Origin of the sequence: Saccharothrix sp. CB00851, assembly GCF_001905065.1 — a bacterium.
Lineage (GTDB): Bacteria > Actinomycetota > Actinomycetes > Mycobacteriales > Pseudonocardiaceae > Actinosynnema.
Genome location: NZ_LWLC01000001.1, coordinates 1 through 13,908, shown reverse-complemented (window position 1 = coordinate 13,908; position 13,908 = coordinate 1). Strand labels below are relative to the sequence as shown.

12 protein-coding genes are annotated in these 13,908 nt (G+C 72.0%); 9 read left to right on the top strand and 3 right to left on the bottom strand.

The window, feature by feature from the left end; all coding sequences use genetic code 11:
- Positions 1 to 69: 69 nt before the first annotated feature.
- Positions 70 to 513 (bottom strand): metallopeptidase family protein, encoded by a 444-nt coding sequence (locus A6A25_RS00060; protein ID WP_053723291.1) that lies wholly within the window; start codon positions 511 to 513, stop codon positions 70 to 72.
- Between the two features lie 148 nt (positions 514 to 661).
- Between A6A25_RS00060 and A6A25_RS00055 the strand changes: the two genes are divergently transcribed.
- The 7 genes from A6A25_RS00055 (at position 662) to A6A25_RS00025 (ending at position 6,998) form a co-directional block, all read left to right on the top strand.
- Positions 662 to 1,021 carry a DUF3499 domain-containing protein gene (locus tag A6A25_RS00055; protein WP_073885657.1) on the top strand — a complete coding sequence of 120 codons (360 nt, stop codon included), beginning with the start codon at positions 662 to 664 and terminating at the stop codon, positions 1,019 to 1,021.
- Positions 1,022 to 1,109: 88 nt separating this feature from the next.
- Positions 1,110 to 2,462, top strand: a complete 1,353-nt coding sequence (locus A6A25_RS00050; protein ID WP_073886314.1) for a phosphomannomutase/phosphoglucomutase — start codon at positions 1,110 to 1,112, stop codon at positions 2,460 to 2,462.
- A gap of 5 nt (positions 2,463 to 2,467) precedes the next feature.
- Positions 2,468 to 2,665: a Trm112 family protein gene (locus tag A6A25_RS00045; protein WP_073886315.1), complete on the top strand. Its 198-nt coding sequence runs from the start codon at positions 2,468 to 2,470 to the stop codon at positions 2,663 to 2,665.
- 6 nt (positions 2,666 to 2,671) lie between these two features.
- Complete coding sequence (locus A6A25_RS00040; RefSeq protein WP_073885656.1) at positions 2,672 to 3,748, top strand: SIS domain-containing protein; 1,077 nt, start codon at positions 2,672 to 2,674, stop codon at positions 3,746 to 3,748.
- A 4-nt stretch (positions 3,749 to 3,752) separates the two neighbouring features.
- The gene (gene manA / locus A6A25_RS00035) at positions 3,753 to 4,970 is read left to right on the top strand and encodes a mannose-6-phosphate isomerase, class I (RefSeq protein WP_073885655.1); all 1,218 of its coding nucleotides are present in this window, start codon (positions 3,753 to 3,755) and stop codon (positions 4,968 to 4,970) included.
- A 42-nt stretch (positions 4,971 to 5,012) separates the two neighbouring features.
- Entirely contained in the window at positions 5,013 to 5,933 is a 921-nt protein-coding gene (locus tag A6A25_RS00030) for a cation diffusion facilitator family transporter (protein WP_073885654.1), read from the top strand.
- 381 nt (positions 5,934 to 6,314) lie between these two features.
- The gene (locus A6A25_RS00025; protein ID WP_241828439.1) at positions 6,315 to 6,998 is read left to right on the top strand and encodes a Crp/Fnr family transcriptional regulator; all 684 of its coding nucleotides are present in this window, start codon (positions 6,315 to 6,317) and stop codon (positions 6,996 to 6,998) included.
- A gap of 57 nt (positions 6,999 to 7,055) precedes the next feature.
- On the opposite strand, the gene A6A25_RS00020 is transcribed toward A6A25_RS00025, so the two are convergent.
- Positions 7,056 to 8,576, bottom strand: a complete 1,521-nt coding sequence (locus A6A25_RS00020; RefSeq protein WP_073885652.1) for an amino acid permease — start codon at positions 8,574 to 8,576, stop codon at positions 7,056 to 7,058.
- A gap of 111 nt (positions 8,577 to 8,687) precedes the next feature.
- Between A6A25_RS00020 and A6A25_RS00015 the strand changes: the two genes are divergently transcribed.
- Entirely contained in the window at positions 8,688 to 9,962 is a 1,275-nt protein-coding gene (locus tag A6A25_RS00015) for a glutamate mutase L (RefSeq protein ID WP_073885651.1), read from the top strand.
- Here the strand turns inward: A6A25_RS00015 and A6A25_RS00010 are convergent.
- Positions 9,934 to 12,321 carry a hypothetical protein gene (locus A6A25_RS00010; protein WP_241828438.1) on the bottom strand — a complete coding sequence of 796 codons (2,388 nt, stop codon included), beginning with the start codon at positions 12,319 to 12,321 and terminating at the stop codon, positions 9,934 to 9,936. The two genes, A6A25_RS00015 and A6A25_RS00010, sit on opposite strands and share 29 nt — an antisense overlap.
- Before the next feature lie 132 nt (positions 12,322 to 12,453).
- Here A6A25_RS00010 and ahcY point away from each other — a divergent pair.
- On the top strand, positions 12,454 to 13,908 hold a 1,455-nt coding region (gene ahcY, locus A6A25_RS00005), incomplete at its 3' end, for an adenosylhomocysteinase (RefSeq protein WP_073886312.1).

Sequence of the window (13,908 nt, the reverse complement as noted above, 5' to 3'; positions counted from 1 at the left end):
CACACGCGAGAGTCCAACGTTCGGAACGCGAGTGTCCTACGTTCGGGTACCCCGAGTTGAACGCTCGGGTCAGTCGCCGTCGATCACGTCCGGGTCCAGGCCCAGGTAGTTGGCCACCTGCTCGACCAGCACGTCGTGCACCAGGTCGGACAGGTCGGCGCCGTCCTTGGCCCGCGCCTCCAGAGGCCGTCGGTACAGCACGATCCGGGCACGGCGGTCGGCGCCGGCGGGTACGAGCCGTGCCAAGGGCACGTTGCCGTCCTCCACCACGTCGCCGTCATCACCCGACTGGATGTCCGGCACGTCGTCCACCGCGACGTCCAGCTGCGTGAGCTCGGTCCGCCACCGCGCCTCGATCGGCTCCAACGCCTCCAGCACCAGCGCGTCGAACCGCTCCGCCCGACTCCGGGCCGCGGGCAACGTGGCCGGGTAGAGGGGGCCGCGCAGCCCTCGACCGTGCCGGTCGCGGTTGCGTCGCCGCGGAGCGCCCTGCCGCCGTGAACCCCGAGCCATCACCACGGGGTAGAGGGTAGTTGTCCGCCGGACGGCCCCGTCCACGTACCTCCGCGACCAGGCAAGTTGCCCGAGCGCGGCACCACCGCCAGCGCCGCGCCGGAGGTAATCCAACACACGCCGCGCGGGACGCGATATCGTCCCCGCCGTGCGGAGCGTGAGACGGTGCTCGCGAACCGGGTGCGCGAACCCGGCAGTCGCCACGCTCACGTACGCCTATGCGGACTCCACCGCGGTCGTCGGACCCCTCGCGACCTACTCCGAACCGCACTCCTACGACCTCTGCGAAGAGCACGCCCTGCGCCTCACCGCGCCGCGCGGCTGGGAGGTCGTCCGGCACCAGGGCGAGTTCCGCGCCCCCGAACCCACCGTGGACGACTTGACGGCGTTGGCCGAGGCGGTCCGCGAGGCGGGCCGGGCCACACCGCAGGTCGAGCTGCCGGAGCTGCCCGCGGGCACGATCCGACGCGGCCACCTGCGCGTTCTGCCCGATCCGAACGAAGACTGAACGAAGACCCAGCGACCGGACACGACGCCGAGGCGCGCGCCGGTAGGCTTCCCAAGGCAGTGTCAAGAGCCAACTTGGGAGTGTGGCCGTGCGCGATCTGTCCGGCATCGTCAAGGCTTACGACATCCGCGGTGTCGTCGGCGAGCAGCTCGACGCCGACGTCGTACGCGACTTCGGTGCGGCGTTCGCCCGCCTGGTCGGCGGACCCGCCGTGGTGATCGGGCACGACATGCGCGACTCGTCGCCCGGCCTGGCCGCGGCGTTCGCCGAGGGCGTCACGGCGCAGGGCGTCGACGTGGTCAGCATCGGCCTGGCCAGCACCGACATGCTGTACTTCGCCTCCGGCAAGCTCGACCTGCCCGGCGCGATGTTCACCGCCAGCCACAACCCGGCCAAGTACAACGGCATCAAGCTGTGCCGCCCGGGCGCGGCGCCGGTCGGCCAGGACAGCGGCCTGGCGCAGATCCGTGAGGACGCCGAGCAGGGCGTGCCGGACGCCGAGGGCGTCACCCGGGGCACCGTCACCGAGCAGGACATGCTCACCGACTACGCCGCCTACCTGCGGGAACTGGTGGACCTGAGCGGCAGCCGGCCGTTGAAGGTCGTGGTCGACGCGGGCAACGGCATGGGCGGCCACACGGTGCCCAAGGTGTTCGAGGGCCTGCCGATCGACATCGTGCCGATGTACTTCGAGCTGGACGGCACCTTCCCGAACCACGAGGCCAACCCGCTGGACCCGAAGAACATCGTCGACCTGCAGAAACGCGTCCAGGAAGAGGGCGCGGACGCGGGCGTCGCGTTCGACGGCGACGCGGACCGCTGCTTCGTGGTGGACGAGCGCGGCGAGCCGGTGTCCCCGTCCGCCATCACGGCCCTGGTCGCGGTGCGCGAGCTGGCCAAGGACCCCGGCGGCACGATCATCCACAACCTGATCACCTCGCACGCGGTGCCGGAGATCGTCCGCGAGCACGGCGGCGTGCCGGTGCGCACCCGCGTCGGCCACTCGTTCATCAAGGAGGAGATGGCCAAGACCGGCGCCATCTTCGGCGGCGAGCACTCCGCCCACTACTACTTCCGCGACTTCTGGCGCGCCGACACGGGCATGCTGGCCGCGCTGCACGTGCTGGCCGCGCTCGGTGAGCAGGACGGCCCGCTGTCCGCTCTGACCAGCGACTACGCCCGTTACGCGGCGTCCGGCGAGATCAACTCCACGGTGGACGACCAGCAGGGCAGGCTGGCCGCCATCAAGGCCGAGTTCGGCTCGCGCGAGGGCGTCGAGCTGGACGAGCTGGACGGCCTCACGGTGAACCTGCCGGACGGCTCCTGGTTCAACCTCCGTGCGTCCAACACCGAGCCGCTGCTCCGGCTCAACGTCGAAGCCGCCGACGCGGCCTCCGTCGCGGCGCTGCGCGACGAGGTCCTGGCGATCGTGAGGGGATGAGCGCCGTGGCTGTCCAACTGGACGCGCAGTTGCTGGAGATCCTGGCCTGTCCGTGCCCGGAGCACGCGCCGCTGAAGGTCGGCACCGCGTCCGACCCGCTCGCGGACTACCTGACCTGCACGTCGTGCGGCCGGTCGTTCCCGGTGCGGGACGGCATCCCGGTGCTGCTGCTGGACGAAGCTGTCGAGCCGACGGCCGGGTGAGCTCGGGTGCTTGACGACAGCCTCCTCGACGACCAGTCCCGGCTCGCCGACGCCGACCGGGAGGGTCTGCTGCGCGCCGCCGCACGCGCGGGCGCGCAGGTCCGGGCGACCGCCGAGGCGGCCGGCGACCTCGGCGTCGACCGGGTGTTCTCCGAGCGCCCGAGGGCGTTGGTGCTGGTCACGCGGCCAGGTGTGGGTGGCGCGATCGCCGGCGTGGTGACCGCGCTGCTCGGGGCGCGCTGCCCCGTGCCGGTCGTGGTCGCCGACGACGTGCCGACGTGGGTCGGTGCTCTGGACGTCGTCCTCGCGCACTCCGAGGACCCCGGTGACGTGCGGATGGCCGAGTCGGTGGACCGGGTGGCCCGGCGTGGCGCCCGGGTGCTGCTGACCGCCGAGCCGGACGGCCCGGTGGCCGCGTCCGCCGCGCAGCACGCGCTGCTCATCCCGCCGCGGGTGCCGGTGCCGCAGGGCTTCGGCTTCGCCCGCGGTTTCGCCGCGTGGGTGGTGGCGCTGAAGTCGTTGGGGCTGCTCGACGTGGACGTGCAGGCCGTCGCGGACGAGCTGGACCGCGAGGCCGAGCGGTGCCACCCGATGCACGAGTCGTTCGTCAACCCGGCGAAGACGCTCGCCCTGCGCATCGCCGAGCGGACCCCGCTGCTGTGGGGCCTGGACGACCTGGCCACGGCCGTCGCCGCGCACGGTGCGGGCGTCCTCGCGGCTCACGCGGGCGTGGTGAGCGACGTGGCCGGCTATCCTCAGGCCCTGACCCGGTCGGTGCTGCACCGCCGGGCCGTGCGCGGCACGTCCGGTGCCGACCTGTTCGCCGACCCGGACGACGAGCACGACGGCCTGGTCCGCGTGCTGCTGGTGGCCGTGCGACAGGGCCCGCAGGCCGACTTCGCCCGGCGGGTCGCGATGGAGACCTTGTCCGGAGCCGACGTGCTCGAACCGGCCGAGGAGGTCAGCGGCGGCGAGGCGGTGTGCGCCGCGCTGCTGGCCCTGCGGTTCGAGCTGGCCGCGCTGTACCTGGGTCTGGCGGCGGGCACGCTGGGCGGACCCGGGCTGTACGCGCCGGCCGTGTGAGGGGATGACTGTGGACCTGCTGCACAACGCGGTGCGCGCGTACGCGTGGGGATCGCGCACCGCCATCGCCGAGATGCTCGGGAAGGAGGTGCCGACGCCGCACCCGGAGGCGGAGCTGTGGATGGGCGCCCATCCCGGCGACCCGTCACGGGTGGTGGGACCGGACGGTGAGGCGCGGTCGCTGCTCGACCTGCTCACCGACGACCCGGACGGCCAGCTCGGCACCCGCCACGCCGACCGCTGGGGCAGCAGGTTGCCGTTCCTGCTCAAGGTGCTGGCCGCGGACGAGCCGCTGAGCCTGCAGGCGCACCCGTCGGCCGAGCAGGCCGCGAACGGTTTCGCCGCCGAGGACGCGGCGGGCGTGCCGATGGACTCGCCGATCCGCAACTACAAGGACCCGTCCGCGAAGCCCGAGCTGATCTGCGCGTTGACCGAGTTCCACGCGCTGGCGGGGTTCCGCGAGCCGGCGCGCACGGTGGCGTTGCTGCGGTCGTTGGACGCGCCGGACTTCGCGCCGTACGCCGAGCTGCTGGCCGCCCAGCCGGACGGCGACGGCCTGCGCGCCATGTTCACCACGCTCATCACGCTGCCGCAGACCGCGCTGGACATGCTCCTGCCGCAGGTGCTGGACGCGTGCGTGCTGCACGTGAAGGAGCACGGAGAGTTCGACCTGGAGTGCCGCACGATCCTGGAGCTGGGCGAGGCGTACCCCGGTGACGCGGGCGTGCTGGCCGCGCTGCTGCTCAACCGGATCGTGCTGCAGCCCGGTGAGGCGATCTACCTGCCCGCCGGCAACCTGCACGCGTACCTGCACGGCACCGGCGTGGAGATCCTGGCCAACTCCGACAACGTGCTGCGCTGCGGACTGACGCCCAAGCACGTGGACGTGCCCGAGCTGATGCGGGTGCTGGACTTCGCGTGCGGCGACATGCCCGTGCAGACCGGGGTGCAGGCCTCGCCGGGGCTGTGGTCGTACCGGACGCCGTGCCCGGAATTCGAGCTGTCGCGCATCGAGGTCGGGCCGTCGGTGCGCGTCCGGGTGGACCACAGCGGGCCCCAGATCCTGCTCTGCACACGCGGCCGGGCGCGGTTGACGTGCGGCGACGAGACCGTGGAGCTGGCACGGGGCCAGTCCGTGTGGCTGCCCGCGCGTGACCCTGAGGTGCTGGTCACAGCGGATGTCGACACCCAGCTTTTCCGGGCGACCCCCGGGGTTGAGTAGGGTCACACCAACAATTCGGACTTGGGCGCGTAGGGAGCAACCGTGTCAGCAGGGGGCGGGACCAAGGCGATCATCGCCGCACTGGTGGCCAATGCGGGGATCGCGGTGGCAAAGTTCGTCGGCTTCCTGATCACCGGGTCGTCATCGATGCTCGCCGAGTCGGTGCACTCGGTGGCGGACACGTCCAACCAGGGCCTGTTGCTGCTCGGGCAGAAGACCGCGCGGCGCGCGGCCACCCCGAACCACCCGTTCGGGTTTGGCCGGGACCGGTACTTCTACTCGTTCGTCGTCGCGCTGATCCTGTTCAGCCTGGGCTCGGTCTTCGCCTTGTACGAGGGCATCCACAAGCTGGAGGCGCACGAGGAACTCAGCAGCCCGCTGGTCGCGGTGGCCATCCTGGTCGTCGCGATCGGCCTGGAGATCTACAGCTTCCGCACGGCGATCGTGGAGTCGAAGGCGGTCAAGGGCGACGCCACGTGGTGGCAGTTCATCCGGCAGTCGAAGATGCCGGAGCTGCCGGTCGTGCTGCTGGAGGACGCCGGCGCGCTGTTCGGCCTGATCCTGGCGCTGATGGGCGTGGGGCTGTCGATGCTCACCGGTGACCCGGTGTGGGACGCGATCGGCACGCTCTGCATCGGCGTGCTGCTGGGCGTCATCGCGATCATCCTGATCGTGGAGATGAAGTCGCTGCTGATCGGTGAGGGCTCGGCGCCCGCGGAGCTGGACCTGATCGTGGACGAGCTGGCGGCGGGCAAGGTGCAGCGCGTCATCCACATCAAGACCCAGTACATCGGGCCGGACGAGCTGCTCGTGGCGGCGAAGATCGCGCTGAACTCGGGTTTGTCGATCAACGAGGTGGCCGAAGCCATCGACGCCGCCGAGCAACGCGTCCGCAACAAGGTCCCGGCCGCCCGCCTGATCTACCTGGAACCCGACCTGGACCGGTCGCTGACCAAGTCTTAGGGCGCCTGCCCGTTCCGGAGGGCGACGAGCCGCAGCGGCTCGTCGCCCTCCGGCGTCTGGGTGCGACGTCAGGATCCCTCCTTCTCCTCCTAGATGGCAATCTCTGAGAGGGCTGCGAGTCGATCGACGGAAGTCGAGAGCCTCATCGAAGATTCTTCGTTCGGCACCGATGACGTCCGCGCGCTCCGCGACCGCGCTCCGGCGGACGTGGTCGCCGAGATCCTCAGCCGGACCCACCGACCGGTGTCGGTGGTGCGTCCGTCGCGTGACGCGCCTATCTCCGGGGCGAGGCGGATCTCCGTGGACCGTGGCATCCCCCGCACGGGCGGGCGGCCGACAGCGTCCCGCAGCGCTGCGGCTGTGGCGGTGGCATCGGTCGGCGTGGTTGACCCGGAATGGCCCACCAACACCCTGTTGGGTCGCCTGCGGGAGAACACCCGACAAGAACTGCTGAACATCGGCACGGTCGTGCGGTACCCCGCCGACCGGGAGGTCATCGTGCAGGATGCGAAGGACACCCATGTCCTGCTGCTGCTCGACGGCGTGGTGAAGGTGCAAGCCACGGACGAGGCCGGCGGCACAGCGCTGCTCGCGATCAGGGTCGCGGGCGACCTGGTGGGCGAGATGGCGGCGCTGGACCAGAAGCCGCGCTCGGCCACCGTCGTCACGTGCGGCGACGTGGTCGCGAAGCTGATCACCAGCGGTGAGCTGATGGGCTTCCTGCACCGGCGCAACGACGCGTTCGTGGAGATTATCGGGGTGATGAACGAGCGGCTGCGCTGGGCGAACCGGCGCAGGCGTGATTTCCTGTCCCACTCGCCCTCTGAACGGGTGGCCAGGGCGCTGGCCGAGTTGGTGCAGTCGTACGGCCGTGAAGAGGCCCATGGGTGGAGACTGGGAATTCCGCTGACGAACGTGGAACTCGCTTCCGTCGCCGGGTTGAAGCCCCGGATGGCGGAGAAGGCGTTCGCCGATCTGCGGAAGGCAGGGGTGGTGGTCAGTCACCTGAGGCGTGACGTCCTGGTACCCGATCTGGAAGCCCTGAGGAAGTTCGCGAAAATCTGACCGCTTGGCCGGGAGCGGCTTGGTCCGGGTGAAGGGATCAAGCCGCTCCCGGCGCGTTTACGGGATCTCGTCGTGCTTCACCACGGGCACGGCGGTGGTGCCCTTGCGGCCCAGGAGGGAGTGGCGGCGGCTGTAGACGAAGTACACGACGACGCCCAGTGCCATCCACGCCAGGAACCGCACCCAGGTCAGCGCGGTCAGGTTCAGCATCAGCCACAGGCACGCCAGGATCGCCAGCACCGGCACCACGGGCACGAACGGCACGCGGAAGCCGCGGGGCAGGTCGGGGCGGGTCTTGCGGAGCACCAGGACGCCCGCCGACACCAGGATGAACGCGAACAGCGTGCCCACGTTCACCATCTCCTCCAGCTTGCCCGCCGGGAAGAAGCCCGCCGCGACGGCGACCAGCACACCGATGACCACGGTGATCCGGACCGGCGTGCCGTGCTTGCCCGTGCGCGCCAGGCCGCGCGGCAGCAGGCCGTCACGCGACATCGCGAACAGCACCCGCGACTGGCCCAGCATCAGCACCATCACCACGGTGGTCAGACCCGCCAGCGCGCCGACCGAGATGACGGTGGCCGCCCAGTCCACGCCGTTGGCCGAGAACGCCGTGGCCAGCGTCGCCCGCGTGCCGTCCGGCTGGGTCTTGAGCTGGTCGTACGGCAGCATGCCGGTGATCACCAACGACACCGCCACGTACAGCACGGTCACGATCGCCAGCGACCCGAGGATGCCGCGCGGCACGGCCCGCTGCGGGTTGCGGGTTTCCTCGGCGGTCGTCGCCACCACGTCGAAGCCGATGAACGCGAAGAACACCAGCGACGCGGCGGCGAGCAGCCCCAGCACCCCGTACGTGCTGCCCTCGAAGCCTGTGACCAGCGAGAACAGTGACTGCTCCAACCCGGTCGCGGTCGTGCCGCCGGACTGGGCGGGCGGGATGTACGGGCTGTAGTTCGCCGCCTTGACGTACCCGATGCCGAGCACGATCACGAGCAGCACCACGCCCACCTTCACCGCCGTGATCACCGCGCTGACCCGCGACGACAGCTTCGTGCCGATCACCAGCAGCACCGTCAGCACGGCGATCAGCAGCAACGAGCCCCAGTCGACGTCGACGCCCCCGACCGCCGCGGTGGTCTTGACCGACACGCCGACCTGCCCGAGCACCGTCTGCAGGTACACCGACCAGCCCTTGGCCACCGCCGCCGCGCCGACCGCGAACTCCAGCACCAGGTCCCAGCCGATGATCCAGGCCATGAACTCGCCGAACGTCGCGTACGAGAACGTGTACGCGCTGCCCGCCACCGGCACGGTCGACGCGAACTCCGCGTAGCACAACGCGGCCAACGCGCACGCCACCGCCGCCAGCACGAACGCCAGCGACACCGAGGGCCCCGCGAGGTTGCCCGCGGTGGACGCGGTGAGCGTGAAGATGCCCGCGCCGATCACGACCGCGACGCCGAACACCGTCAGGTCCCACGCGGTGAGGTCCCTGCGGAGCCTGGTGCCCGGCTCGTCGGTGTCGGCGATCGACTGCTCGATCGACTTCGTGCGCCACAGCCCGTTGCCTGGCACGGTCTCGCCTCCTGTGTTCGGGTGGCCGGTGTTCCGCGGACGGTCGCCCGGTTGGTCCGTTCAGCCTAGAGGTGGGTACCGACATTCGGCGGCACCGGTAGTTTCGCGACCATGACCGTGCTCTGCCTCGACATCGGCTCGACGTGGACGAAGGGCGCCCTCGTGTCCGGGGACGGCGAGTTGCTGGGTACCGCGCAGCACACGACGACCCCGCCCGAGGTGCTCCGAGGTATTGACGCCGTCACAGGTGCGCTAAACCCCGCCGAGCACACGCTGGCCTGCTCGTCGGCCGGTGGCGGGCTGCGGCTCGCGGTGGTGGGGCAGGAACGGCTGGTCAGCGCCGAGGCCGGGTACCGGGTGGCGTTGTCGGCGGGCGCGAAGGTGGTGCACGTCTCGGCCGGTCCGCTCGACGGTGCGGGCGTCCGGGCGCTGCGCGCGGCCAGGCCGGACCTGGTCCTGCTGGTCGGCGGCACGGACGGCGGCGACGCGTCGGTGCTCCTGCACAACGCCCGCGCGCTGGACCGCGTCGCCTGCCCGATCGTGCTCGCGGGCAACGTCGAAGCCCAGCCGGAGGCGGCCGAGGCGCTGGGGCACCGCACGGTGGTGCGCACCGCGAACGTGCTGCCCGACGTGGGCGAGCTCGCACCGGGTCCGGCCCGTGCGGCGATCCGCGAGGTCTTCCTGCGGCACGTCATCGGCGGCAAGGGCCTGTCCCGCGGCCGCAGGTTCCGCGGGCTCGTGCGTGCCGTCACCCCCGACGCCGTGCTCACCGGCGTGTCGCGGCTGGCGCTGCAGGACCGGGAGGGCGCGGTGCTGGTCGTGGACGTCGGCGGCGCCACCACCGACGTCTACTCCGCGGTCTCCGTGGTGGAAGGCCCGGAGCAGGAGCGGACGGTCGCGCTGCCGCCGGACCGGCGCACCGTCGAGGGCGACCTCGGCCTGCGCTGGTCCGCGCCGGGCGTGGTGGCCGAGGCACTGGCCGAGAAGCTGGTCGACAAGGCGGAAGCCGCCGTGCTGCACGAGGAAGCCGCCGCCCGGGCCGCCGACGTGACGTGGCTGCCGGACGACCCGACCGTGGACCGGCGGCTCGCCGCGCTCGCCGCCGTGCTGGCCGTCCGCCGCCACCTCCGACTGGTCGACGGTCAACTCGGACCGAAGGGCGCGGGTCTGCTGGTGCTGTCCGGCGGCGTCTTCCGGCACGCCGACTCCACCGAGGACGTCGAACGGGTGCTGCGCGCCGACCCCGTCCTGCGCCCGGTCCTGCGCACCGCCGCCATCACCGTGGACCGCGACTACGTGCTCGCACCCGCCGGCCTGCTCGCCGGGACCGGCCGCACGGACGCGGCCGACCGGCTGCTCACGTCGCTTCGGGTGACGGCGACCTGACCGGTGCCTGCCGCGCGGTCGGCAGCACGGGTGGCGCGGGCGGCTCCGTCGTCTCCAGCCCGGCCGCGATGGCGATCGCCCGGTCCCACTCGGGGTCGGAGGTGTAGTCGGCGTGCCGGTTGACGCCCGGTGCCCACCGCCGACCGGGGAACGGTCCCCGCTGCGGGTCCGGCAGCCAGTGGTCGCCGCCGAGCACCAGCGCGCCCGTCGGACCGCGCTGCGCCGGCGGCAACGCGCCCGACGTGCCGTCCGGCCGGAAACCCGCGCCGAGCAGCATCCCGTCGAACACCTGCCGGTCCCACGTCATCACCGCGCCACCCAGCGCGTCCGTGCCGCGGCACAGCGCACGCCACCGCCCCGCCAACCGGCCGGCCAGCGACTCCAGCGAGCTGTGCGGCACCACCGCCGGGAACGCCCGCGGGTACGCCCACTGCAGCTGCGACCCGGCGGTGACGAGGCCGACCCGTTCCGCCTCGTTCGCGGGCAGCTCCTCCAGCAGCCGTGCCGCCGCCACCGCCGCGAGCAGGCTGCCCTGGCTGTGCCCGGCGAGCACGACCCGCGTGCCGGGGTCGGTCAGGTGCTCCCGCACCCGCGCGACCAGCTCCGGCACCACCTTCAACGCGTAGCACGGCGGCACCACGGGGTGCGCCTCGCGCGGCCAGAACGCCGCCAGGTCCGCCAGCACACCCACCTGTCGCGCCTTGTCCGGCCGCCGCGCCGCCAGGTACACCGCCCGCAGCAGCGACAGCGCCAGCGCCGCCAGCACGACCACGCCGAACCCGATCACCGGCCGCGACCACGACGGCGGCTCGACCCCGCGCAGCCGCAGCCACGCCGCCGGCACCGCGCCGACCGCCAACACCGAGGACATGATCAGCACCACGTGGTGGCTGTGCCGCCGCTGCCACCGCGCCCACCACCACGCCCGCGCAGCGCGCTTCGCATCCCGTGCGCGTCCCGCGTGCAACAAGGACGCCTCACGCGCCCACTCCTTGTCACGCCGAAGTGAGCTCCACCGCATCATCCCGGTGGTCGCCGCCATCGCCACCCCGGTCAGGAACGCCAGCACCCCGGCCACGCCCCACAGCAGCGCGATGTAGTCGTACCCGCCGGGCAGCTCGCCGTGCTGCCCGAGCGCCCACCGCACGGTCAGCGCCACCCCCGCGCCGAACCCGCCGCCGAGCAGCGCGGCCACCGCCACCACCGGAGCGGCCATCCACCCGCCCGCCCACGGCCGCAGCTCGCGCGGCTGCGCGGCCCACGTGCGCCGGGCCAGCAGCGCGGCCGGCACCAGCAGCACCGCGATCGACACGCACACCAGCGCCACCACCGCCGCCACCATCTGCACGGCCAGGTCCGCGCCGGGCAACCGCTCCGGCAGCCGGACCAGCAACGCGACCGCGACCAGCAGCGACACCCACGCCACCACCTGCAGCACCCGCCGCGGCCCGCGACCCAACGCCGCCCGCAGCCACCGGCCACCCCGGTGCGGCGCACCGCCCGTCGGGTCGTCCAGCAGCATCGCGCCCATCGCCGCCACCCCGACCAGCACCAGCCCCGCCGCCCAGCACACCGTGATCGCGACGCCGTGCCAGCCGGGCGCGAGCAGCGGACCGGCCTGCCCGCCCAGCGCGACCACCACGGCCGTGCCCAGGCCTGCCACGACGTGCAGCACCCGCAACGCGGGCGTGTCCGGGTCGGTGGCCACGTGCGCGCCGGGCAACCCGGACCCCACGCCCTCGGCCGCGGGCACCTCCTTGCGCTCGATCCGCCAGTCCACACTGGACATCCGGTGCAGCACCAGCACGGCCAGCGCGATCGGCGCCAAGCCCACGACGGCGCGCACCCACGGCGTCGTGCTCAGCCACGACGGGCCCCACAGGCACGCGGCGCCCGGCGCGAGGCACTGCGCGGCCACCAGGTCCAGGCTGATCACTTCGAGCTGTGCGATCAACAGCACGGTCAGCAGCAGTGCGGCCAACCGAAGCAACGCGCGCAGCGCGACACCGAGCAGGTGAGCGGGCACCGAACCGGTCGGCACGGGCGGCAGCATCCAGTGCGCCACGTTCGCCAGCGAGAACGGGAAGAGCAGCGCCCAGGTGGCCTTGGCCCAGCCGCCGGAGGTCATCGCGCCCCAGACGTAACCCTCGACGACCCTGGTCACGGGCCGTCCCGCGGCCTGCAGCACCGGGCCGGGAGCGGGTCTGCGGAGCCGGTCGGCCGGCCGCACGACGCGGCCGAGCCCGTCGCCCGCCACGTCCACCGCCGCCACCGCGTCGACCAGCGACTGCGGGGTGGTGCCCTGGACACCGTGCACCCGCAGTTCGACCACCCGTGTGTCGGGGCCGGGAATCAGCACAAGTCCTCCCGCGAACATCACTTCCGCTTCGCCCTACTCTGGTCCATTGGTGCGCAGATGCCGCCGACCTCCGTGGCCCGGCGTGGCGGGCGGTAGTGTCGGCTCGTCGACCCGACAATGGAGGAATCCGCGATGACCGCCGAGAGGCTCCAGACCCGCAACGGCATCGATTTCGCCGTGGCGGACCTCTCCCTGGCCGAGTTCGGCCGCAAAGAGATCCGGCTGGCCGAGCACGAGATGCCCGGCCTGATGGCGTTGCGCCGCGAGTACTCGGAGGTCTACCCGCTCAAGGGCGCACGGATCTCCGGCTCACTGCACATGACCGTGCAGACGGCCGTGCTGATCGAGACCCTGGTCGCCCTGGGCGCCGAGGTGCGCTGGGCGTCCTGCAACATCTTCTCCACCCAGGACCACGCCGCCGCCGCGGTCGTGGTCGGCCCCCACGGCACCGAGGAGGAGCCGAAGGGCATCCCGTGCTTCGCCTGGAAGGGCGAGACGCTGGAGGAGTACTGGTGGACCGCCGAGTCCATGCTGACCTGGCCGGACGGCGGCGGCCCGAACATGATCCTGGACGACGGCGGCGACGCCACGATGCTCGTCCACAAGGGCCTGCAGTACGAGAAGGCCGGCGTCGTCCCGCAGCCAGAGGCCGACGACCCCGAGGAGTGGAAGGTCTTCCTGGGCACGCTGCGCGCCTCGCTGGCGGCGGACAAGGGCAAGTGGACCAAGATCGCCGAGGGCATCCGCGGCGTGACCGAGGAGACCACCACCGGCGTCATGCGGCTGTACCAGCTGGCCGCCGCCGGCGAGCTGCTGTTCCCGGCGATCAACGTCAACGACGCGGTGACCAAGTCGAAGTTCGACAACCGGTACGGCATCCGCCACTCGCTCATCGACGGCATCAACCGCGGCACCGACGTGCTCATGGGCGGCAAGGTGGCCGTGATCTGCGGTTACGGTGACGTCGGCAAGGGCGCGGCCGAGTCGCTGCGCGGCCAGGGCTCCCGGGTCATCGTCACCGAGATCGACCCGATCTGCGCCCTGCAGGCCGCGATGGACGGCTACGAGGTGCAGACGCTGGAGGACGTGATCGACCGCGCCGACATCGTGATCACCACGACCGGCAACAAGGACGTCGTGCGCATCGAGCACATGGCGGCCATGAAGCACCAGGCGATCGTGGGCAACATCGGCCACTTCGACAACGAGATCGACATGGCCGGCCTCGCCCGCTTCCCCGGCATCCGGCGGATCAACATCAAGCCGCAGGTCGACGAGTGGGTGTTCCCGGACGGCCACTCCATCCTGGTGCTGTCCGAGGGCCGCCTGCTCAACCTGGGCAACGCCACCGGTCACCCCAGCTTCGTCATGTCCAACTCGTTCTCCAACCAGGTGATCGCGCAGGTCGAGCTGTTCACCAAGTACCAGGAGTACGACAAGGAGGTGTACCGCCTGCCGAAGGTGCTGGACGAGAAGGTCGCGCGCATCCACCTGGAAGCGCTGGGCGGCAAGCTCACCAAGCTGACCAAGGACCAGGCCGAGTACATCGACGTGGACGTCGAGGGCCCCTACAAGCCCGAGCACTAC